The organism is Frankia sp. AiPa1, from assembly GCF_023243075.1.
Classification (GTDB): domain Bacteria; phylum Actinomycetota; class Actinomycetes; order Frankiales; family Frankiaceae; genus Frankia.
This window is the reverse complement of sequence record NZ_JALKFZ020000162.1, coordinates 13,181-34,795: the sequence shown is the minus strand read 5'-3', so window position 1 is coordinate 34,795 and position 21,615 is coordinate 13,181. Positions and strand designations below refer to the sequence as shown.

General features: G+C 72.3%; 10 protein-coding genes. 6 read left to right on the top strand and 4 right to left on the bottom strand.

Features of this window, described 5'->3' with window-relative positions; all coding sequences use genetic code 11:
• The first annotated feature begins 43 nt into the window (after nucleotides 1–43).
• Complete coding sequence (locus tag MXD95_RS18715; protein ID WP_250641954.1) at nucleotides 44–559, top strand: hypothetical protein; 516 nt, start codon at nucleotides 44–46, stop codon at nucleotides 557–559.
• Here the strand turns inward: MXD95_RS18715 and MXD95_RS18710 are convergent.
• Nucleotides 538–4,062, bottom strand: coding sequence for a UvrD-helicase domain-containing protein (locus tag MXD95_RS18710; RefSeq protein ID WP_250641953.1), 3,525 nt, complete (start codon nucleotides 4,060–4,062; stop codon nucleotides 538–540). The genes MXD95_RS18715 and MXD95_RS18710 overlap by 22 nt on opposite strands.
• Before the next feature lie 480 nt (nucleotides 4,063–4,542).
• Between MXD95_RS18710 and MXD95_RS18705 the strand changes: the two genes are divergently transcribed.
• A complete protein-coding gene (locus MXD95_RS18705) occupies nucleotides 4,543–9,450 on the top strand; it encodes a PDDEXK-like endonuclease domain-containing protein (RefSeq protein WP_250641952.1) in 4,908 nt (1,635 codons plus the stop codon).
• Here MXD95_RS18705 and MXD95_RS18700 read toward each other — a convergent pair.
• Nucleotides 9,430–10,785, bottom strand: a complete 1,356-nt coding sequence (locus MXD95_RS18700) for an acetamidase/formamidase family protein (protein ID WP_250641951.1) — start codon at nucleotides 10,783–10,785, stop codon at nucleotides 9,430–9,432. The two genes, MXD95_RS18705 and MXD95_RS18700, sit on opposite strands and share 21 nt — an antisense overlap.
• A gap of 255 nt (nucleotides 10,786–11,040) precedes the next feature.
• Here MXD95_RS18700 and MXD95_RS18695 point away from each other — a divergent pair, with 255 nt between their 5' ends.
• The 3 genes from MXD95_RS18695 (at nucleotide 11,041) to MXD95_RS18685 (ending at nucleotide 17,930) form a co-directional block, all read left to right on the top strand.
• Nucleotides 11,041–12,231, top strand: coding sequence for a thiamine-monophosphate kinase (locus MXD95_RS18695; RefSeq protein ID WP_250641950.1), 1,191 nt, complete (start codon nucleotides 11,041–11,043; stop codon nucleotides 12,229–12,231).
• 1,510 nt (nucleotides 12,232–13,741) lie between these two features.
• Entirely contained in the window at nucleotides 13,742–17,626 is a 3,885-nt protein-coding gene (locus MXD95_RS18690) for a multifunctional oxoglutarate decarboxylase/oxoglutarate dehydrogenase thiamine pyrophosphate-binding subunit/dihydrolipoyllysine-residue succinyltransferase subunit (RefSeq protein WP_250641949.1), read from the top strand.
• A 124-nt stretch (nucleotides 17,627–17,750) separates the two neighbouring features.
• Nucleotides 17,751–17,930 (top strand): DUF6104 family protein, encoded by a 180-nt coding sequence (locus MXD95_RS18685; RefSeq protein ID WP_250641948.1) that lies wholly within the window; start codon nucleotides 17,751–17,753, stop codon nucleotides 17,928–17,930.
• Between the two features lie 33 nt (nucleotides 17,931–17,963).
• Here the strand turns inward: MXD95_RS18685 and MXD95_RS18680 are convergent, their stop codons facing one another.
• Nucleotides 17,964–18,938 carry a zinc-binding dehydrogenase gene (locus tag MXD95_RS18680; protein ID WP_250641947.1) on the bottom strand — a complete coding sequence of 325 codons (975 nt, stop codon included), beginning with the start codon at nucleotides 18,936–18,938 and terminating at the stop codon, nucleotides 17,964–17,966.
• Nucleotides 18,939–19,129: 191 nt separating this feature from the next.
• Here MXD95_RS18680 and MXD95_RS18675 point away from each other — a divergent pair, with 191 nt between their 5' ends.
• Nucleotides 19,130–19,498 carry a hypothetical protein gene (locus MXD95_RS18675; protein WP_250641946.1) on the top strand — a complete coding sequence of 123 codons (369 nt, stop codon included), beginning with the start codon at nucleotides 19,130–19,132 and terminating at the stop codon, nucleotides 19,496–19,498.
• Between the two features lie 191 nt (nucleotides 19,499–19,689).
• Here the strand turns inward: MXD95_RS18675 and MXD95_RS18670 are convergent, their stop codons facing one another.
• Entirely contained in the window at nucleotides 19,690–20,919 is a 1,230-nt protein-coding gene (locus MXD95_RS18670; protein WP_308301525.1) for an NAD(P)-dependent malic enzyme, read from the bottom strand.
• Nucleotides 20,920–21,615: the final 696 nt, after the last annotated feature.

The window sequence follows — 21,615 nt, the reverse complement described above, 5'->3', positions numbered from 1 at the left end:
TGCCCATCGGCAGCGCCGCCATCCCCGCGAACCATCACTGACAGTGAGATTCACCGGGCGAACCCGGCCGCGAGCAGGAGATCCACGGCTGGTCATCCTCGACAACGCCGAAGCGCCGACCGATCTTTACGGGCTGCTGTCCGCCGCGGGTGGCGGGGGGCATGTGCTCGTCACCACCCGCGATCCGGCCTGGTCTCGGGTCACCGGGGCGGTGGAGGTCGACACGCTGCCCCGGGACCAGTCGATCGCCCTGCTCCAATGGCGTGTCCCACGGCTGAGCGACGGGGAGGCCGAGCGGATCGCGGCGGCCGTGGACGACCTGCCCCTGGCCCTCGAACAGGCCGGCGCCTGGCTCGCCGACACCGGCACCCCCGCCTCCGACTACCTGAGACTGCTCCACGAACGGACGTTGGAGGTCATGGCCCGCGGTGTGCCGGCGGATCACCTGCCGGTCGCCGTGACCCACCAGCCGCCAGCTCGCCGCACGGGCTCACCAGAACTGGTCCGCCCGCCTCGGCGACGACCACCCCAACACCATCAGACGAGCCGAAGTTGCTGACCGGTGGAGGGGCGACGGGCGCGGCGGCGGGGCGTAAATGCTCCGTCGGCTGGCTCGGTGGACAGCAGGGCGGCGCTGATGTCGGCGAGGAACGGGGATGGGCGGGTCTCGGCGTCGGCACCGCGGCCGGGGCGGCGGGCCGCCGAGGACAGGACCAGGCGGTCCCGGGCGCGGGTGATGCCGACGAAGAACAGCCGTCGCTCCTCCGCCTGGCCAGCGGCTGACATGGTCGTCGGCTGGGACCCGGGGGCGCCACGCGGGCCGAAGCGCATCGGGAGGAGGCCGTCCTCGCAGCCGATGAGGAAGACCAGGCCGAATTCGAGGCCCTTGCTGGCATGCAGGGTGAGCAGCGAGACGCGGTCGGCGCGCGGGTCGTAGCCGTCGACCTCGCTGGCCATCGTCACCGCGGTGAGGAAGGCGTCCAGGTCGGTGCCGGCGCTGGCGGCGGCGGGCATCAGCAGTTCGACGGCGAGGCGCAGCTCCGCCTCGGTGGGCACCCGGCCGCCCGGGAAACCCTCGAGGCCGGCTCTGTGGTCAAGCCCGCCGAAGCCGGCTGGGCCGCCCAAGCCGGCCGGCTGCTCGAAACCGGCGTCCTCGTCGAAACCGGGGAGGGCGGTGTGCGGGATCAGGGCGCCGAGGTCGGTCGTGCCGAGCTCGGTGCGCATCGCGTCGACGAGTGCTGCGGCCCGGCCGGCGGCGTCGCGGACCAGCGACGAGACCAGCCTGCCTTCGCCGGGGGAGGTGCGCAGCAGCGCGAGCAGAGCGGCGACGGCGGGCGCGTCGGCCAGCGGGAGGTGGGAGCGGCGCTGGAACGGGAAGCCCCGTTTCGCCAGCGCCTCCATGACGGGTTCGGCCTGCCGCGTCGTCCGGTACAGCACGGCGATGTCGGCGAAGGACAGGCCCGCGTCGACCGAGCCGTCGACACCGGAGTCCAGGGCGTGGAAGGACGTGCCGCCCAGCGCCGCGTCGATGCCGTCGACGACGGCGATCGCCTCCTCGGCCTCGGTGCGGTGCCGACGCAGCAGCACCGGGCCGTCGCCGGACGCGCCGCGCATGGCGGTGAGGGTCCGGCCGGGGACCAGGCTCGCCGGGGCGATGGCCTCCAGGGCGGCCCGCACGATCGTCGGCGTCGAGCGGTAGCCGCGGGTGAGCGCCACCGTGCGGGCGCCCGGGTAGTCCTGCTCGAAGCGGAGGAAGAAGCCGACGTCGGCGCCGCGGAAGCTGTAGATCGCCTGGTCGGGATCGCCGATGACGCTCAGGTTCGCCGTCGGCGGGCACAGCAGCGCGAGCAGCCGGTACTGGAGTTCGTCGGTGTCCTGGTACTCGTCGACCCAGACATGGCGGAACCGGTCCCGATAGTGGGCGACGAGGTCGGGCGAGTCCCGCAGCAGGGTGAGCGGCAGGACGACCAGATCGTCGAGGTCGACCATGTCCCGGTCACGCAGCGCCGCGTCATAGCGGGCGAGGACGCCGAGCAGGTCATGGTCCCGGCCGGCCACACCGAGCGCGCGCGACCGTTTGAGCTCGGCGATCCCCGCCGTGATCTGCCGACGCCGGTGCGCGTCCCCCTCGCCGTGCAGCGCCGCGTCGAGCAGCTCGGCGCGCACCGCGTCGTCGGCGACCTGGACGTGCGCGCCGCGGGCCAGCCGCTCATGCTGCTCCCGGACGATCATGAGGCCAAGGCCATGGAACGTCGTCGCGAGCACATCCGCGGCCCGCTCGCCGAGCAGCGCGTCGAGCCGCTCGGTGAGCTCGCCGGCGGCCCGCCGGGTGAACGTGACCGCCAGACATTCACCGGCCGGCACGCCGAGCTCGGCGACCCGGTGCGCGATCGCGTGCACCAACGTGCGCGTCTTGCCGGTGCCCGGCCCGGCCAGGACCAGCAGCGGCCCGGCCGCATGCCCCGCGGCCCGCCGCTGGTCCGGATCCAATCCGTCCAGGACGGATGGCCCGTCCACCTCGCCGCGTCCGTCGCCACCGCCTGGTCCCGGGGTGTTCCGCGGAACACCGGTGCCGGTGCCGAGACCGATGCCGGAGCTGACGCCGGAGCCGGCACCGATGTCGGCGCCGGCGTCTGGCCCGGTGGGCGTGGTGGCGCCAGCCGGCGCCGTCCCGGCCGCGAGGGCGCTGTGCCGTCGCGGCTTCCCGCTGGCCGGACCGGACCGGCCCTTCGAAGGCGCGCCGCTGCCGGCGGCAGGAGCTGGGCTGATGGCGGGGGCGAGGTCGAACAGGGTGTCGGCGCTGGCGGACAGTTCGTCCTGGGTGAACAGGCGGATGACGCCGTACTCGCCGTCGTAGCCGGCCTGGCGGATCACCTCGCCGCGGCGCAGCCGGGTGATCGCCTCGACGAGTTCCGCGGAACCGACCTCGGCGATGCGGTCGGTCGGGACGTCGCCGAGGATGCCGAGCTCGGGACCGAGGTGGGACACCAACGAGGTCACCTGGCTGGCGACCGCCTTGCTCTTCGGCCCCACGCCGAGGATCTCGCCGACGACCTCCGGCAGCGGCACCAGCGAGCTGACCGCGCCAGCCGTCGCCGGGACGGTACCGGACGGACGGTCGGCCAGCCCCTCCACCCGGTTGAGGACGCCGACGGTCAGCAGCCCGCCGCAGGTGGGGCAGCGTCCACCGACCTCGCGGGTCTGCTCTGGCGTGAGCACCACCCCGCACTTGCGGTGACCATCCAGGTGGTACTTCCCCTCCTCGGGAAAGAACTCGACCGTGCCGGCGAAACCGTCCCCGCCGCGCAGTGCCGCCTCGATCGCGAAATAGTCCAGCTCGCAGGTGAACGCGGTCGCCTCCCGGCCGAGCATCGGCGGGGAATGGGCGTCGGAGTTGCTGACCAGCCGGTAGCGGTCGAGCCCCGAGATCCGCCAGAACATCTCCGGGTCGGCGGACAGGCCCGTCTCCAGCGCGAAGATCTCGTCAGCCAGATCGACGTAGCAGTCCTCGACGGCGTCGAAGCCCGATTTCGAGCCCAGAACCGCGAACCACGGCGTCCAGACGTGCGCGGGGACGAGATAGCACCCGGGCCCGCCGGCCAGCGCGATCTCCAGCAGGTCCCGGGAGTCCAGGCCGAGGATGGGCCGTCCGTCAGCGGCCAGGTTGCCGATCCGGGCAAGCGCGGCGGTGATGCTGGCGGCCTGCTCCCGGGTCGGCGCGTACAGCAGATGGTGCACCTTGCGGGTCTTCTCGCCCCGCTTGTAGATCGTGGAGATCTCACTTGAGATCATGAAGCGGGTGGCTGTCCGGCAGGACGCCGGCAGCGTGCGCAGCACCTCGGCCTCGAGGTCCGGCCGCAGCCGGAACAGCCCGGGCTCGGCCGGCACCAGCTTGTCGGCCAGTTCCTGTGACCACGCCGGATGGGTGAAGTCCCCCGTACCGACTACCTTGATTCCTTTGCGAGCGGCCCACCAGGCGAGATGTTCGAGATCGCAGTCACGGCTACACGCCCGCGAGTACCGGGAGTGGATGTGCAAATCCGCATAGAACCGTGACATCACAGATGTGTATGTTGTCGCACCCGCCCAGCTCGCCTCGCGCCGGCACGCCACGATGGCCGCCCAGCCACCCGCTGGCCAACGTCGGGACCACGCCCACCCATCTCCGCGGCGGCGGGCGCCGGGTGGGGGCTCGCGGTGTTCCGCGGAACACCATGATCGCCGATGGGCGGCCCGCTCGGAGCGGTTCCGCGGAACACCATGATCGCTACGTGCGCCACCCTCCCGCCGGTCACCGCGGACGCTCCGCGCGCCCGCGAATCTATTCGAACATATGTTTGATTTCGCGGCGGCGATGTGCCAGACTTCGCGGTGTTCGCCCGTCCGGCCTGACCCGTTTGTCGACGGTCGTCTGGAACGTCCCGCCCGTCGGGCCGTGGGAGCGAACCGTCATGATGCGTAGGTTCACTGATTCAGGTTGATCAGGCGAGAGCCCAGATGTGGCAGTGGCTCGCGGCCCCGGCGCGGAGGGAGGCAGGGCGGATGACGGCGGACGAGCGGCGCGCCGCACTGGCCGACCGGTGTTACCGGCTGGTGCGGTTCCTGCACGAGTTGGCCCTGGCCCGGGGCGCGCGGGTGCGGACGGTCGAGGAACACCCGCTCACCGTCTGGCTGGCTGATCTTCCGTCCGGCGTACCGGTGTCCGAGCATGCCGGTCCGGGCGAGGTCCTGCTGACAGCGCCGGGCGCTTCCTCCCTGCCGCCGGCCCCGCCGCCGCCCGCCATCCTCGCCGGGCATGTGCTTCTGCCCGATCCCGCGAGCGCCTCCCCCGACCGCCCACCCGCGCTGACGACGAACGGCCGGACCGAGGCCGCGGCACGGGAGGCGGCCTACCGGGAATGGCTGCCGGGGTGGCGGGTCTGGGCATCGCGGGCGCGCGCGGACACCGAGCGTCGAGCCCTGCACAACACGCTGAACGCGCTGGCTGGCCGGCTCGCGCAGGAGGGCGACGCGCTGGAGCTGGTGCTCGCCACGGGGCTGCTCACCTGGCAGCCACCGGATGGACCGCCCGTCCGGGAGCACCTGCTGTCCACCCGGGTGCGCTGCGAGATCGATCCGGTCACCTCGGACATCCGGGTGCGGCTGCCAGCGAATGCGACGACCCGGCTGACCGACGGGCCACTGCTCGACGGCGCCGCCGCGTTCCACCGGGAACGCACCAACAACCTGCACGAACGCCTGCGCAACCGGCCCGCCACTCCCCTGGGGCCGCAGGACGCTCGCCTGCTGCGAGAATGGCTGACGCTGGCTCTGGACATCCCCGCGGCCGGCTTCGACCCCCAGACCGCACCGCCACCGGTGCCGGGGACGGGGACGGCGCCCGAGCGGGACAGCGGCCCGCGGGTGACGTTCGCGCCGGCGCTGGTGCTTCGGGTCCGCGACTCCGCCGCGCTGCTGAGCTACTGCGAGCGCATGCTCGACGCGTTGCGTGGCGACGGCCCGCCGCCCCTGGGACTCGCCCAGCTCGTCGCGACCCTGGACACCGATGAGCGCATCGCCTGGCTCGCCGCCGAGGGCGCCACCGAGGGCGCCCTGCTCGGAGCCGACCCGCTGCTGCCGCTGCCCACCAGCCCCGAGCAGTCCCTGGTGCTGGAACGGCTGCGCCATGACAACGGCGTCGTTGTCGAGGGTCCACCGGGGACGGGCAAGACGCACACGATCGCGAACCTGATCAGCGCGCTGCTCGCCGAGGGCCAGCGGGTCCTCGTCACCAGCCAGAAGGCGCAGGCCCTGCGGGTACTGCGGGCGAAACTGCCCGCCGAGCTGCGCGACCTGTGCGTCTCCCTGACCGACACCGATGGTGCCGACGATGACGACGGACTGACCACGTCGGACGGGCGTCGCGCCGCCGACGCCGGGATCGGCGCGCCCGAGCTTGCCGCGAGTGTGAGCGCGCTGGCCGCCGAGCGGGCCGGCTACCGCCCCGAAACTCTGGATCGCCGGATCGCGCGGGCCACCACACGCCGCGACCAGGCGTTGCGCGACCGGGACACGCTGGCCGCACAGGCCCGTGCCGTCCGGGCCGACGAACGCACCGTTCACCCGCGGGCCGCGATCGCCCCGGGCTGGGCCGGGACCCGCGCGGGCATCGCGGCCCGGGTCCGCGCCGAACGCCCGGCCCATGACTGGATGCCCCGGCCGGTCCCAGCGCCACAGCCGCCCTCCCCACGGGCGACGGCGCCTCGCCCGCCGCTGACCGACGATGCGGCGCTCGAGCTGTACTCCCTGCTCCTGGCGCATCCCCCGCACCCGACAGACGCGGACGTCCCCGTCCCGGGCGACCTCGACTCGGACGGACGAGTCGCCGCCGGGACGCGGTGGGCGGTGCTTCCACCGGACCGTTTCGCCGAGCTGGTCACGGCCGGCGACACGACCCGGGCCGCCATGCTGACGGCGCGGGCCGGCCTCACAGCGAGGGCGGCCAGCCTGCTGGACGCCCTCGCCGCCGCCCCGGCGGCCGCGGCCGAGTGCGCCCGGACCACGCTGGATGCCCTCGTCCGGGCGCTCGACCGCGTGCACGACCGTGCCGCCCAGCTGGCGGACCAGGGTTGGGTCCGCACCGCCGTCGACGACGCCCTCGCGGAACACAACCGGCTGGTGTGGGCGAAGGTCGACGCGGCCGCGACGCAGGTCGCCGAGGCCGCCCGGCATCTGGCCGATCTCGGCCTGCACGAGGTGGCACTGCCCCCCGCCGCCGACGCCAGCCCTGACGCCGAGAGCGCCGGCATCGACACTGACGGCACCGGCACCGGCACCGGCGACGATGAACGGGACGCGGAGACGGTGGGTTCGGCGTCCGACCCGTCCGTCCTGCTGGCCCAGGGGGAGGCGCTGCGGGCCCACTTCGAGGGTGGCGGTGGGCTGCGCCGGCGGTTCAAGCCGAAGGTTCAGCGCGCCGCCGAGATCCTGTTGGCGCAGGTCACCGTCGACGGGCTGCCCCCGACCACTCCCGAGCTGCTCGACTTTGTGCTCCTGCGGCTGCGCGCCGGGCGGGCCGTGGACGCCGCCGGGCGGGCCTGGGCGCTGGCCGGCCATCCGACGGATCCGGGGCTGCCGATCGAGGTCGCGGTATCCCGGCTGTGGGAACAGCACGAGGTGATCGAACGCATCGGCGCGCTGGTGGCCGCCCGCGACCAGTTCCTCGCCGCCGCGGCGCGCCTCGCTCCCGGATACATTCTGAATGTTACCGATGCCGGCGTGATCGGCGAGCTCGCCGCCGTCCTCCCCGCCGAGGCGCCGGCGAACGTCGCGGCCAGCGCCCAGACGCGGCTCGACCAGGTCACCGCCGAGCATGAGCAGCTCGCCGCCCACCCGGATGCACCCGGCCCGCTCGCCGCGGTGGCGGCGGCATCCCGCGACCGTGACCCGCGGGCGTATTCCCTCGCCGTCGCGCAGGTCTCGGCGCACCTGATCCGGCAGCGGGCCGTCCTCCGACGCGACGACCTTCTCGACCAGGTCCGCGTCTCCCATCCCGCCCTCGTGGATCTCCTCCTCGCCGACCTGCGGAGCACGGCGAACCGGCCGGCGGCGGGCGGAAGCGACGTCTGGGCTGTCCGGCTCGGCTCGTTCGGTGCCGCCTGGTCGTGGGCTCTGGCCGCCGACTGGCTCCACGCCGACGGCGCAGCGGCGGTCGTCGATCTGGACGCCGAGCTGGACGCGGCCGAGGACGTTCTGGCCGCGGCCACCGCCGAGCTCGCGGGGGCGCGGGCCTGGCGGCACTGCCTGGGACGCCTCGGCGCCGAGCAGTCCGCGGCACTGCGCGCCTACACCGACGCGGTCGCCGCCGGGGCCACCCTCGGTGGACAGCATGCCGAGCGCTACCGGCAGGCCGCCCGCGAGGCGATGGCCCTCGCCCAGACGGCCGTCCCGGCCTGGGTGATGCCGATCCGCGAGGTGCTCTCGACCATCCCGCCGGTCCGGGACAGTTTCGACGTCGTCATCGTCGACGAGGGCAGCCAGGCCGGGCTGGACAGTCTGTTCCTGCTCTGGCTCGCCCCCCGGGTGATCGTGGTCGGCGACGACCGGCAGTGCACCCCGCCCGAGGTTTCGGACCGCGAGCTCGACGATGTGTTCGACCGCCTCGACGCGCTGCTGCCGGACGTCCCGGCCTGGCTGCGGGTCGGCTTCAGCCCACGGTCGAGCCTGTTCAGTCTCCTGCGCACCCGCTTCGGTGAGGTCGTCCGGCTGCGGGAGCACTTCCGGTGCATGCCGGAGATCATCGAATGGTCGTCGGCGATGTTCTACCGGGAGGCGCCGCTGGTGCCGCTGCGCCAGTTCGGCGCGGACCGCCTGCCGCCGTTGCTCGCCCGGCACGTCCTGGGTGGCTCGACCACTCCGACGCCCGCCGGTCCACGTAACCGGGCGGAGGCCGAGGCGCTGGTCGGGCAGGTGCTGACCTGCGCGGAAGATCCCCGCTACGTGGGCTTGAGCTTCGGTGTCGTGGTGGTTCAGGGGCAGGCCCAGGCGGCACTGATCCGGGACCTGCTCGCCGAACGGATGTCCTCGGCCGAGCATCGGCGCCGGCGGCTTCGGGTCGGCACACCCGCCGACTTCCAGGGCGACGAACGGCATGTGGTGTTCGTCTCGCTGGTCGTCGCGCCGGCGACCCGACCGGTGGCGTTGACCAGGCTCGAGTACCAGCGGCGGTTCAACGTCGCCGCGTCCCGCGCCCGCGATCAGGTCTGGCTGTTCCATTCGGTGACGCTGGCCGACCTCGACCATCGCGACCTGCGCCACAGCTATCTGGGATACGTCCTGTCCGTTTCGCGCACGGGCCTGCCGACGCCGGACGACGAGCTAAGCCCGCCGCTGCTCGTGCCCGAGGACCGTCCGCATCCCGCCTTCGGCTCGTTGTTCGCCCAGCGGGTGTACCGCCGTCTCGCCGAACGCGGCTACCTGGTTACCCCGGGCCTGGAGATCGGGGGGCAGCGGATCGACCTGGTCGTCAGCGGCGGACGGGCCCGCTTCGCCATCGGCTGCGACGACGACGGCGGCCCCGTCGAAAGCACGGACCGTGTGGCCGCCGGCATCGGCGCCGAGGATATCCGGGCGCAGGACATCGCCCGTTCCTTCGAGCGGGAGCGGGACCTGCGCCGGGCGGGATGGCAGTTCTGGCGGGTACGGCAATCCGACTTCGAGCTCGATCCCGACACCGCACTGGCCACTCTCTGGCCGCGGCTGACCGCCGCCGGCATCGAGCCACGCACCGCCACGGCCGGTCAGGACACGACGAACCCGGCCGAACTCACCGGCACCACGACCGAACGCTCCCCCGGCCGGGCCCACTCGGGCGAACGCCGCGCCCACTGGCGTCCGATCGCCTTGTCGGACCTGGAGGGACTCGACGACGCCGTGGGCCTCCCAGCCGATCTACCCGGGCAGGCCAGGTAGATCAGGAAGAGCGCTCGAATGTTCGGCTACCGGCAGGTCCTGTTCCAGGTGGTCGCCCGCGCCGTCGCGGTCCGACATCGCCACCGGTTCGGGTGCCACCGTGGGGTCGGGGCTCACCACCCGCTCGATCTGCTCGGAATCGGCTTCCGCCTCGTCGCCGACGCCGACGATGCGAGCGAAGGGTTGACGGGCGGCCAGCCGGGCGCGGGCGGGCGGCGGCTCCAGAAAGTCGGCACGGCGGATCCGGCAGAACGCCGTCCGCGGACCCGGGCCCGGCCCGACGTGACCCACCGCCACCTGCGCGGCGGCCGACAGGTAGGCCATGGCCTCGGCGCGGTCCAGCCCGATCCGGCTGTGTAGGAACACCAACGCCGAACGCGCGGCCCGGCGAACCGCCTCGGGCAACTCGGCATCCACGCCCATAGTCACCCAGGCGGACTCCGTCTCGATGAACGGCTCGCGCAGCGCGCCCAGCGCCGCCCGGACCGCACCGTCACGCAGGGTAGACAGCCGGAGGGTCGCACGCAGCGGGCCCTCGAGCGCCGTCGAGCCGATCCTGCCGTCCCCGAGGGCGTAGTGCGGGTCCGCGACGGCGAACAGCCCACCAGCGACCTGGACCGGAAGATAGAGCCGGGCTCCGACGCCGAGATCGCCGCAGTCCAACGCTCCACCGTGCAGTCCGACCGACGTGGACGGGATGATTTCGGTGGTACTGTCCACCGCGATCGCCATGACGCCCAGGAACGGATCCAGCGGGAAGCGGGTACGGGTGCCGCTGACGCTGGTCAGCATGCCGAACAGGCGGCCGCGTCGGCGCTCGACCGCGCAGAGGGTGGTAACAGTGCCGAAGCGCTGCCAGTGCCGGGCGCTGGCGTCCCGCTCGGGCGGGGGCCCTTCGGGGAATTCCCCGGCGAACAGCCCCGCACCATGCCGGTTGGAGACGATGCCGTACCTCGCCCGAGGATGCAACGACACGACCTCGATGCGCAGGACGTCGCCGGGCTCCGCGTCCCGCACGAGCAGCGGCCCGGTGACGACGTGCGGCGCGTCCACGCCGAACTGGTGGGGCAGGCCGGACGCGGCGATGGCCCGCGCGTCGGCGAGCACCTCCGCGGATGCCACGCCGAGTCCGGCGAGGAAGGCGTCGGGATCGCGGCCCTGGTCGCCGAGGATCCCCTCCTGGCTGACCGTGTCCACGGTGACGGTGGCGCCCGAATCAACGGACAGGACCGGTCTGGACAGGGCGTTCGGCAGTTCGCCCCAGGTGACGGTCTCCGGGGTGGAGGGAAGATAGTGCTTACCCTCGATCTTGCCGCGGCCTGGCTGCAACGCCACGGACGGCTCTACCGGGCCCGGGACCGTCCGGGCAGACTCGCACCGTGACGAGTCGCCTGGACCCACGCCCGTGCACCCGCCGGCCTCCTGGCTGGGGGTACGCGGGATGCACATCGACAGCGCAGGTTCACGCGGGTCAGATTTTCAGTCAAATGTGACAAAAAAGTCACACAGATGTTGCAATCGAGGTCATTCCGTGGCGCGAGAGGTAGCAGACCCGTGAATGCGGCGGAATTCGGGCCCAAAAATCCGCAATTGCGGGACATCGGCGAGTTTGAGTTGATCCGGGCAGTCACTGCCCGCTTCAGGCGAGGCCTGGACGTTCTCGTCGGCCCCGGAGACGACGCGGCCGTACTCGCCGCCGCCGACGGTCGGGTCGTCGTCACCACCGACCTACTCCTCGAGGGGCGGCACTTTCGCCGAGACTGGTCCAGCGGCGAGGACGTCGGACACAAAGCCGCCGCCCAGAACCTGGCGGACGTCGCCGCGATGGGCGCCCGTCCGACCGGGCTGTTCCTGGGCCTCGCCGCCCCCGGCGAGACCGAGCTGGCCTGGGCCCTGGCCCTCGCGGACGGCTTGGCCGCCGAGTGCGCCCGGGCTGGCACCACCGTCGCCGGTGGCGACGTCAGCTCCGCGGACACGATCATGCTCGGCGTCACCGCCCTTGGCGATCTGGGCGGACGCCCCCCGGTCCTGCGCTCCGGCGCCCGGCCCGGCGACACCGTCGTTCTCGCCGGCTCCGTCGGCCCTTCCGCTGCCGGACTCGCCCTACTCGCCTCCGGTGACTACCCCCTCTCCGGCTCCGATTCTCCCGTTCCCTCGCCCCCCACACCCCTGCGCACGTCTCCCCTCCGGGTGCCCTCGGGCGCTACCGAGCCCGCGGCTCTCCCCCGCGGGGGCGCCGGCTCCAGCGGCGATCACCCCGGCCATGACCGAAACGCCGCGGTCCACCGGGACGCGGGACCCGAACCCGTCGCCCGGGGAGACGTCGAAGCCGAGGAGGTCGCCATGCGCGGGTGGGACCGTCTCGTTGCCGCGCACCGCCGACCCCGGCCGCCGTACCAGCTCGGACCGACGCTCGCCGCACTCGGCGCCCGCGCCATGTGCGACATCTCGGACGGACTCGTCCAGGACATCGGCCACATCGCGGCCGCTTCGGGGGTCCGCATCGATCTGCGGGCCGCCGCCCTCCCGATCGACGAGGCGATGCGCTCAGCCGCCGTCCACCTCGGCGTGGATCCGCTCGACTGGGCCCTCACCGGCGGGGAGGACCATGCCCTGGTCGCTTGCCTTCCGCCGTCCGCCCCCCTACCACCCGGGTGCCTGCGGATCGGATCCGTCCTGCCCGGGACGGGTGTGACGGTCGGCGGCCATCCACTCCTCCGCGCCGGCGGCTGGAACCACTTCGGCAACCCCGACCCGTCCCCCCCACGGCGACCTGTTTGAATCTTGGCCGCCCCCCTCCAGGAATCACCGTCACAGAGCGTGACATCTGGCGTCCGATGGCGCCGGGGCTCATGGGTGGGTCAGCGGAATTTGCCGTGGAGACGAGTTCGGCCACGAAGACTGGTTCGAGTGGGCAGGCATACTGCGGCGTAACGGAGCTTCCACACCTGCCAGCGGCACCCGCCCGACGTTTACCCGCGGGCAGCCCAGCCTCCACTGGCCGTCGTCGGCCCACCACTGACCGAGCGCTGACCGAGCGGCGACGCCGGCCCGAGGTCCGACCATCCGTATTACCGGCATCGCCCGCTCGTGACCTGACCAGAGCTGAGGCGGGTCGCACATAAGCCTCGCCCCAGGAATGGCACACAAAGGGTTACTGGCGTTTTCAGGCTGTATTTATTGACCAGCTGCCCACGTGACCACCATCCACTCGGCTAACCGTCGGCGTGCGACTGCCAGCCCTCGGCCCAGTGGTCGACTTCGATCGTCCGGAGCGCCGCGTTCCCTCCGATGGACCGAGCCGACGAACAGCGCGAAGTGCCTTAAAAGTGCAGATAGCGTGGCCTTATCGCGGGATCTGCACCAGCCACGGCCAAGGCGAACGAACCGCCGCGCAACGGCGCACAGCGGACCTTCCACCAGAAGGTGGAACAAGGCGGTAGCTCGGACGACGACGGCTCGCCGTCCGGCGGGCGTCGGGCCGGCCGAGACGGCCGCGGATACTCGGTCCGGCGGGTGTCGGGCGGGACGGCCATGGGTCATCGCGGCCGGAGCCGAGGCGAGAGGGCCACGCGGGTAACGACGCGCCGAAGGGCGCGTCGCCGCGCGAGTGCGAAGAAGTTGGGCGCCGGCCCGCCAGGTCGCCTCACGGGCGTAGGCCGCTCGAAGCGGCATTTATTGGGTCCGGGGGCCATGATGCGGACCGGCGCTGCCAAGCATAACGGACGGCCACGGCACCGTGTTCCCGCTTGTCGAGGCTCCCACTTGTCGAGGCTCCCACCCGTCGAGACCGCGGCCGGAGGCTCCGATCCCGCCAGGTCAGCCCGAGCGCGACGAGCGTCCCAGCCCTCGCCCGTCACCAAGCACCTGCCCCGGGCCTGCCCCGGGCCTGCCCCGGGCCTGCTCGAGGATGAGGATCAGGTCACGGACCCGCCTTCTGGCGGGATGACCCTTCCGCGCGTGGCTGATGAGCGTCTTGCGGGCGCGGCCACCTTCCGGACGTGGTTAGGACGTGGCTAGTGAGTGCCTCCCGGGCGCGGCTGCCTTCCCGTGCGGCCGCCTTCCGGGTGAGGCCGCGTTCCGGGTGAGGGACGCCTTCCGGGTGAGGCTGTGCCCGGAGGCAGGAACGGGGTGTCGCGCCGACATCGGGAGGGCACGCAGTGTCCGTGTGACCTGACCGGACGGATCCGCCGACACCGTGCTCGGCGTCAGCGGGTAGCCTGAGCAGACGGTGACAGAAGGGCCTTTCGGAGGCCGTGAAGTGAGACCGTGGATAGAGGCGAATGGCCCCGTGACAGCACCAACGGTTCCTGCGTCCGGACCTGACTTCGGACCTAACGAATGGCTGGTCTTCGAGATCTACCAGCAGTTTCTCGAAGATCCGGAGAGCGTCTCGCCGGAGTGGCGCGAGTTCCTCTCCGACTACCACCCGAGCGTGCCGCCGGCCAGCTCCGGCGTGACCGGGGCGGCGGCCAGCGTGGCACCGAACGGGGCACCAACGGGTGGTGAGTCCGCCCACAGCGCGGCGGCCGCCGTCGTGACATCCGCGGCCTCCGCCGCGCCGGCCGCATCATCGCCGGCCGCATCATCACCGGCGTCACCGGCGGCAGGCACGCCAACGGCTCCCGCGCCATCGGCCACCCCCGCACCGGATTCCGGCCAGCTCGCGCCAGCCGCCCGGGCCAAGCCGACTGCGGGCGCCACGCCCGCGGCGGGAGCCAAGCTCGCCGCGGCCCCGGCGTCATCGCCGACCGCGACGCCGGCGGCAAGGCCGAGCGCGACGAGCCCGACGGGTGCGGCTACTACCCCGCTGCGAGGCGCGGCGGCCCGTGTGGTCAGCAACATGGAGACCTCACTGCACGTTCCGACCGCCACCTCGGTCCGGGCGTTCCCGGCAAAGCTGCTCGCGGACAACCGCATCGTCATCAACCGCCACCTGGCCCGGTCCAGCGGTGGCAAGGTCTCGTTCACCCACATCATCGGCTACGCGATGGTCCGCGCCCTGGCCGACCACCCGGCGATGAACGCCTCGTACGCCGAGGTCGACGGCAAGCCGACGCTCGTCCGGCCGGAGCACGTGGGCCTGGGCCTCGCGATCGACCTGGTGACCCCGAAGGGCCGCCAGCTCGTCGTCGCCGCGGTGAAGAAGGCCGAGGCGTTGGACTTCCGCGAGTTCTGGCTGGCCTACGAGGACCTCGTGCGCCGGGCGCGGGCGAACAAGCTGACCATGGACGACTTCAGTGACGTCACGATCAGCCTGACCAACCCGGGCGGCATCGGCACCGTGCATTCGGTCCCGCGGCTCATGCAGGGCCAGGGCACGATCATCGGCGTCGGTGCCATGGAGTACCCGGCGGAGTTCTCCGGCGCGGCGGCGAACACGCTGGCCAGGCTCGCGATCTCCAAGACGATCACGCTGACCAGCACCTATGACCACCGCATCATCCAGGGTGCCCAGTCGGGCGAGTACCTGCGCCGGATGCACCAGCTGCTGCTGGGCGAGGACGGGTTCTACGACGAGATCTTCCGCTCGCTGCGGGTGCCCTACGAGCCCGTCCGCTGGGTCTCGGACCGGCCGGTGGTGCACGAGGGCGACCTCGACCACAACGCCCGTGTGCTGGAGCTGATCCACGCCTACCGGGTACGCGGCCACCTGATGGCCGACACGAACCCGCTCGAGTTCGCCATCCGCAGCCACCCTGACCTGGACATCATCGGTCACGGGCTGACGCTGTGGGATCTCGACCGCGAGTTCGCCGTCGGCGGGTTCGCCGGACAGCGCACCATGTCCCTGCGCGACGTGATGGGCGTGTTGCGCGATTCGTACTGCCGGCGGGTCGGCATCGAGTACATGCACATCCAGGAGCCCGACGAGCGGGCCTGGATCCAGGCCCGGGTCGAGCGGTCCGCCGAGCGCCCCGATCCGGCCGAGCAGCTGCACGTGCTGGAGCGCCTCGGCGCGGCGGAGGCGTTCGAGTCGTTCCTGCATACCAAGTATGTCGGCCAGCGCCGGTTCTCGCTCGAGGGCGCCGAATCGACCATCCCCACGCTCGACGAGGTGCTCGACCGCGCCGCCGACGCCGGGATGGACGAGGTCGTCATCGGCATGGCCCACCGTGGCCGGCTCAACGTGCTGGCGAACATCGTCGGCAAGTCGTACCGGCAGATCTTCGACGAGTTCGAGGGCCACCTCGACCCGCAGACCGCGCACGGCTCCGGCGACGTCAAGTACCACCTGGGTGCCGACGGCGTCTACAGCGGCCGTTCCGGTCGCTCGGTGGACGTGTCGGTCGTGGCGAACCCCTCCCACCTGGAGGCCGTCGACCCGGTTACCGAGGGGGTCGTGCGGGCGAAGCAGGACATCCTGGACAAGGGTGTGGCTGGCTTCACCGTCCTGCCCGTCCTGGTGCACGGGGATGCCGCGTTCGCCGGCCAGGGTGTCGTCGCCGAGACGCTGAACCTCTCCCAGCTGCGCGGCTACCGCACCGGCGGCACCATCCACCTGGTGATCAACAACCAGGTTGGCTTCACCACCTCGCCGGAGTCGAGCCGTTCCTCGGTCTACGCCACCGACGTCGCCCGGATGGTGCAGGCTCCGATCTTCCACGTCAACGGGGACGACCCGGAGGCGTGTGTGCGGGTGGCGGCGCTCGCGTTCGAGTACCGCCAGGAGTTCCACAAGGACGTCGTCATCGACCTGGTCTGCTACCGGCGGCGCGGCCACAACGAGATGGACGAGCCCTCGTTCACCCAGCCGCTGATGTACGACACGATCGCCAGCAAGCGCTCGGTGCGCAAGCTCTACACCGAGGCGCTGGTCGGCCGTGGGGACATCACCCGCGACCAGGCCGAGCAGGCGATGAAGTCCTACCGGGCGGAGCTCGAGAAGGCCTTCGCGCAGACCCGGGACACCACCCCGTCGGGTACGGCGCCGCAGCCGCGGATCATCACCACGCCGGAGGAGGCCGCCGCAGCCGCCGCGGTGAGCACGGCGGTGCCGCTGGAGGCGGTCAAGCGCATCATCGACACGCAGGTCACGCTGCCGGATGGCTTCACGGTGCATCCGCGCCTGCGCCCGCAGATCGAACGCCGCGCGCAGATGGTGGAGACCGGCGCGATCGACTGGGCGCTGGCCGAGACACTCGCGTTCGGTTCCCTCCTGCTCGACGGCCGGTCGGTCCGCCTCACCGGGCAGGACAGCCGGCGCGGCACGTTCGGCCAGCGCCACGCCGTGCTGGTCGACCGGAACACCGCCGAGGACCACACCCCGCTGCGCACCCTGCGTTACGGCCTGAGCGGTACCGAGAACAACGAGGGCGTCGGCGCCTTCTACGTCTACGACTCGCTGCTCAGCGAGTTCGCGGCGATGGGCTTCGAATACGGCTACGCGGTCGCCCGCTCGGACATGCTGGTCCTGTGGGAGGCGCAGTTCGGCGACTTCTTCAACGGCGCCCAGTCGATCATCGATGAGTTCATCAGTGCCGGTGAGGCGAAGTGGGGGCAGCGTTCCTCGCTGGTGCTGCTGCTTCCGCACGGCTACGAGGGTCAGGGGCCGGACCACTCCTCCGCCCGGATCGAGCGGTTCCTCTCCCTGTGCGCGGACGGCAACATGACCGTCTCGGCGCCGTCGTCGCCCGCCAGCTACTTCCACCTGCTGCGCCGGCAGACCCTCTCGCCGGTGCGCCGGCCGCTGATCGTCTTCACACCGAAGTCGATGCTGCGGCTCAAGTCCGCCACCTCCACCGTCGAGGAGCTGACCGGTGGCGGCTGGCAGCCGGTGATCGACGACGCGGCGGTGGCCGACCCGGCCGCGGTGCGCCGGGTGCTACTCACCGCTGGCAAGATCTACTACGATCTTGCCAGCGCTCGGGGCAAGCACGACCAGGCCGAGAAGTTCGCGCTGCTGCGCGTCGAACAGCTCTACCCGACCCCCGGGCCGGAGCTGGCGGCGCTGCTCGAGCGGTACCCGAACGTCACCGACGTCGCCTGGGTGCAGGAGGAGCCGGCCAACCAGGGCGCCTACCCGCACATGGCACTGAACCTCGCCGAGTCCCTGCCCCGCGGCATCCGGCTACGCCGGATCTCCCGGCGGGCCGCGGCCGCGCCAGCCTCCGGCTCGTCCCGGGTGCACGAGCGCGAGCAGCACGCCCTCGTCGAGGCCGCTTTCGACAACTGACGTCGAGCCTGGACCCGACCGGCGCCGGCTGGTCACCGTCTGCGCACGGGATCTCCAGCTTCCCGCGGGCGGTGGCGCTGCCGGAGCCGGGAGGGTATGGGCAAGGCCCGAAACCGGAGCGCGGATGTACTTCACCGATCGCGGCATCGAGGAGCTCGTCGACCGCCGCGGCGAGGAGACCGTCACCTATGAGGGCCTCGCCGAGGCGATGCGGGCGTTCGTCGACGTCCATCCGCAGTTCGCCGACGCCGTGGAGCGGCTCGCCACCTGGCTCGCCCGGCCCGACGACGACATCGATCTCTGATCGCGCCGGGGCCCGCGGCGGGGCCCGCGACCGTCAGGGCCGCAGGACGAGCTTCCCGAACACGTCCCCGGCGGCGAGGCGGGCGAACGCCTCCCGGGCCTGCCCCAGCGGCCATACCTGCTGGACCGGCGGGCGGATGCCGGTACGGACCAGCAGCGCGAGCAGGCCGACGAGTTCGTCGCGGCTGCCCATGGTGGAGCCGATGACCGACAGCTGCTGGAAGAAGACCCGGTTCAACTCGGCCGGCGGATTCGGCCCGCTGGTCGCCCCGGACACCACGATGCGTCCGCCTGGCCGCAACGAGCGCAGCGAATGGCCCCAGGTGGCCTGGCCCACCGTCTCGATGACCGCGTCGACCCGGCTCGGTAGCCGGGCGCCGGACTCGAACACCGCATCCGCGCCAAGCGCCGCGGCCCGCTCCCGTTTGCCGGCGTCCCGCGAGGTGACGAACACGGTGTGCCCCACTGCCTTGGCAAGAAGCACCGCGGCGGTCGCCACCCCGCCTCCCGCGCCCTGCACCAGCAGGGTCCCGCCGCCGGCCAACGGCAGGCCGGCCCGCGAGACCACCATCCGATACGCGGTGAGCCAGGCCGTCGGCAGGCAGGCCGCCTGCTCGAAGGACAACTCCGCGGGCTTGGGCACCAGGTTTCGGCGGGGCACCGCGACCGACTCGGCGAGGGTGCCCGGGTGCAGCTCGGAGAGCAGGGTCCGGCGCGGATCCAAGGTCTCGTCCCCACCGCCCGCCGCCGGATCCCCGATCACGGCATGCACGACGACCTCCTCCCCCTGCGCGGTGACTCCGGCCGCATCGCAACCAAGGATCATCGGGAGACGATCGGCCGCGAGCCCCACTCCACGAAGGCTGAAAAGATCGTGATGATTCAACGAGGCCGCGCGCACCTGCACGGTGACCCAGCCCGGCGGCGGCTCCGGCGCCGGCTGTTGCCCGACGGACAGCCCGCCCAGTGGGTCCTGCGGATCAAGCCGGACGGCGGCGGCTGCGAGCACGCCCCGAATCTACGGCCGGCGTGGATTCGATGCGAACGATCCGCACGGGACGCGCCACGGATCCGCGCGAACCGGGACCATCCGCCCCGCCGCACACAGGCGACCCATCGTTGTGCTGAACTCAACGCCGTGGTGACGACTAAAGCCAGCGGCACGGCGGACGCGCCCTGGCGCACAGCGGGCAGGCCGTGGTGAGCCGCCACAACGATCCGGACCGATACAGCATCCCGATCAGGACCATCCGATCGGATGGCCTTGAACGGCCGGGTATCGCTGAGCGGCCGAGTTCCGCCACGCCGTCGGACGCCGCCACGCCGTCGGACGCCACGGCGCGGCCGGAGGCCACCGAACGCCGGCACGGGCGTCGCCGACTGGGCTGGCGGCGACACCGGGCCGTGCCGACACCGGAGGCGCCACCCACGATCGTGGTCAACGGTACCGCGGTCATCACCGTGGCCGCGGCGGACTTCGTCTGCTGCTCCTACCAGGGCTGCGGCACACTGCGCCCACTCGTCGACGCGGCCGAGCACCGTCCCTGCCCGGGCTGCGGCCGCGTCTGAACTCCCCGGCTCCTCGGCTCCCCGACTCCCCGGTTCCTCGCACCCACGGCCGCGGGATCGACCGTGCGGGCGTACGTTCCGCCCGCGGTCCCGCGGTGTGAGTTCCCCGGCATCCCCTGATCCGGGGAACTCACACCGCGGCCTCGTGTCCCTGCCGTCCCGTGCGCTGGTCCACGCCCTGCCGGGTGGGGCTAGCGGCGGGCGACCCCGTCGGCCCGGGCGGCGGCGGCCACGGCGGAGGCGACCGCGGGGGCCACCCGCTTGTCGAAGACACTCGGGATGATGTGGTCCTCGGCAAGCTCGTCGGCGATGACGGCGGCGAGCGCGTCGGCGGCGGCGAGCTTCATGCCCTCGGTCACCCGGCTTGCTCGCACGTCCAGGGCGCCACGGAAGATGCCGGGGAACGCCAGCACGTTGTTGATCTGGTTCGGGTAGTCGCTACGCCCGGTCGCCACGATCCGGGCGTGCCTGTGGGCGACCTCCGGGTCGATCTCCGGATCCGGGTTCGCCATCGCGAAGATGATCGCCTCCGGCGCCAGGGTGGCGACCGACTCCTCGGGCACCTTGCCCGAGGACAGGCCGAGGTAGACGTCGGCGCCACGCAGCGCGTCGTTGATCGAGCCGGTCAGGCCCGCCTTGTTGGTCTCCGCGGCGAGCGCCGCCTTGACCGGCGTCAGGTTGTCCCGGCCGGGGTAGATGATCCCGCGACTGTCGCCGACCGCGATGTCCCCGATGCCCGCCGCGAGCAGGATCCGGGTGACCGCGACTCCGGCAGCGCCCGCGCCCGACACGACAGCGCGCAGGTCACCGAGGCTGCGCCCGGTGAACTTGGCGGCGTTCTCCAGCGCGGCGAGGGCCACGATGGCGGTGCCGTGCTGGTCGTCGTGGAAGACCGGGATGTCGATGCGCTCCTGCAGCAGCCGCTCGATCGCGAAGCAGCGGGGCGCGGAGATGTCCTCCAGGTTGATCCCGCCGAAGCTCGGTGCGAGCCGGGCCACCGTCTCGACGATCTCCTCGGTGTCGGTGCAGTCCAGCGCGATCGGCACCGCGTCGACCCCACCGAACTGCTTGAACAGCGCCGCCTTGCCCTCCATCACGGGCAGGGAGGCGGCCGGGCCGATGTCGCCGAGACCGAGCACGGCGGTGCCGTCGGTGACGACGGCGACGGTGTTGGCCCGCCAGGTGTAGTCGTCGGCGAGGGCCGGCGCCTCGGCGATCGCGGTGCAGACCCGCGCCACGCCGGGGGTGTAGGCGAGCGAGAGGTCCTCGCGGTTCTCCAGCGGCACCGTCAGGGAGACCCCGATCTTGCCGCCGCGGTGCAGCGCGAACGCGGGGTCGTCATCGGAGGGCCGGGGGCTGACCGCGGCCAGGTCCGCCGCGGCGGGGGAATCGAGAGTCGAATGGTCAGTGGTTGCGGTCACGGAGGTTGCTCCTCGGACAAGCCGGCGGTGGACCCGCGGGGGCGGTCGTGGTCCCTTTCCGGGGCCGCGGGTACAGGTCGCCCGCCCTGGATGCGTGCGTCGTCCACGCAGAAGGCGAGCCTGAGCTGTCCCACCTCATGATGTGAGGTGGGACAAGATCCGGGGGGTGTCCCGGTGGTACGTCCAATATGGCACGGGGACCGTCACGGTACGCGCGAACGCTTCGCTCTTGGTGAACCGTCGACAGAGGGGCCGGCGAATCATGGGCGAAGGGCTGGCGAACGGCAACGAACCCGCCGACGGACATCAGCCGGCCCCGTCGGCTCTCGCGGCACACCACCGACGGACGCCGGTGAACTCGCGGCGAACATCGCTGGAAACACTCTCACACCATGCCCGCCCATATCCCGTGGCAGCGGCGTGGCCGAAGCGTCACCAGCCACATTCCGAGCGCCACCTCGGGCCGGTTTTCCTCGTCTGACGCCCCATCCGAGGCAGGAGGTCATCGGTGCATGTCGGGGCCCTTCTTCATGCGTCGAGGATATCCGCTTTCATCCTCCCGGACGTCCCGTCGCCGATCATCATGCGCGCGCTTTCGAGACGCGGGCCCGCGGCAACACCCCCGGCATCGCGCGACCAGTCCGATATCGACGCAGGTCAGGGGCGTCACTGCGGGTAGCGGGCGCCGCCGAGGGT

Coding starts and splice junctions, on each gene's coding strand:
- MXD95_RS18705 (WP_250641952.1), top strand. CDS start 4,543: ATGACGGCGGACGAGCGGCGCGCCGCACTGGCCGACCGGTGTTACCGG.
- MXD95_RS18685 (WP_250641948.1), top strand. CDS start 17,751: ATGTACTTCACCGATCGCGGCATCGAGGAGCTCGTCGACCGCCGCGGC.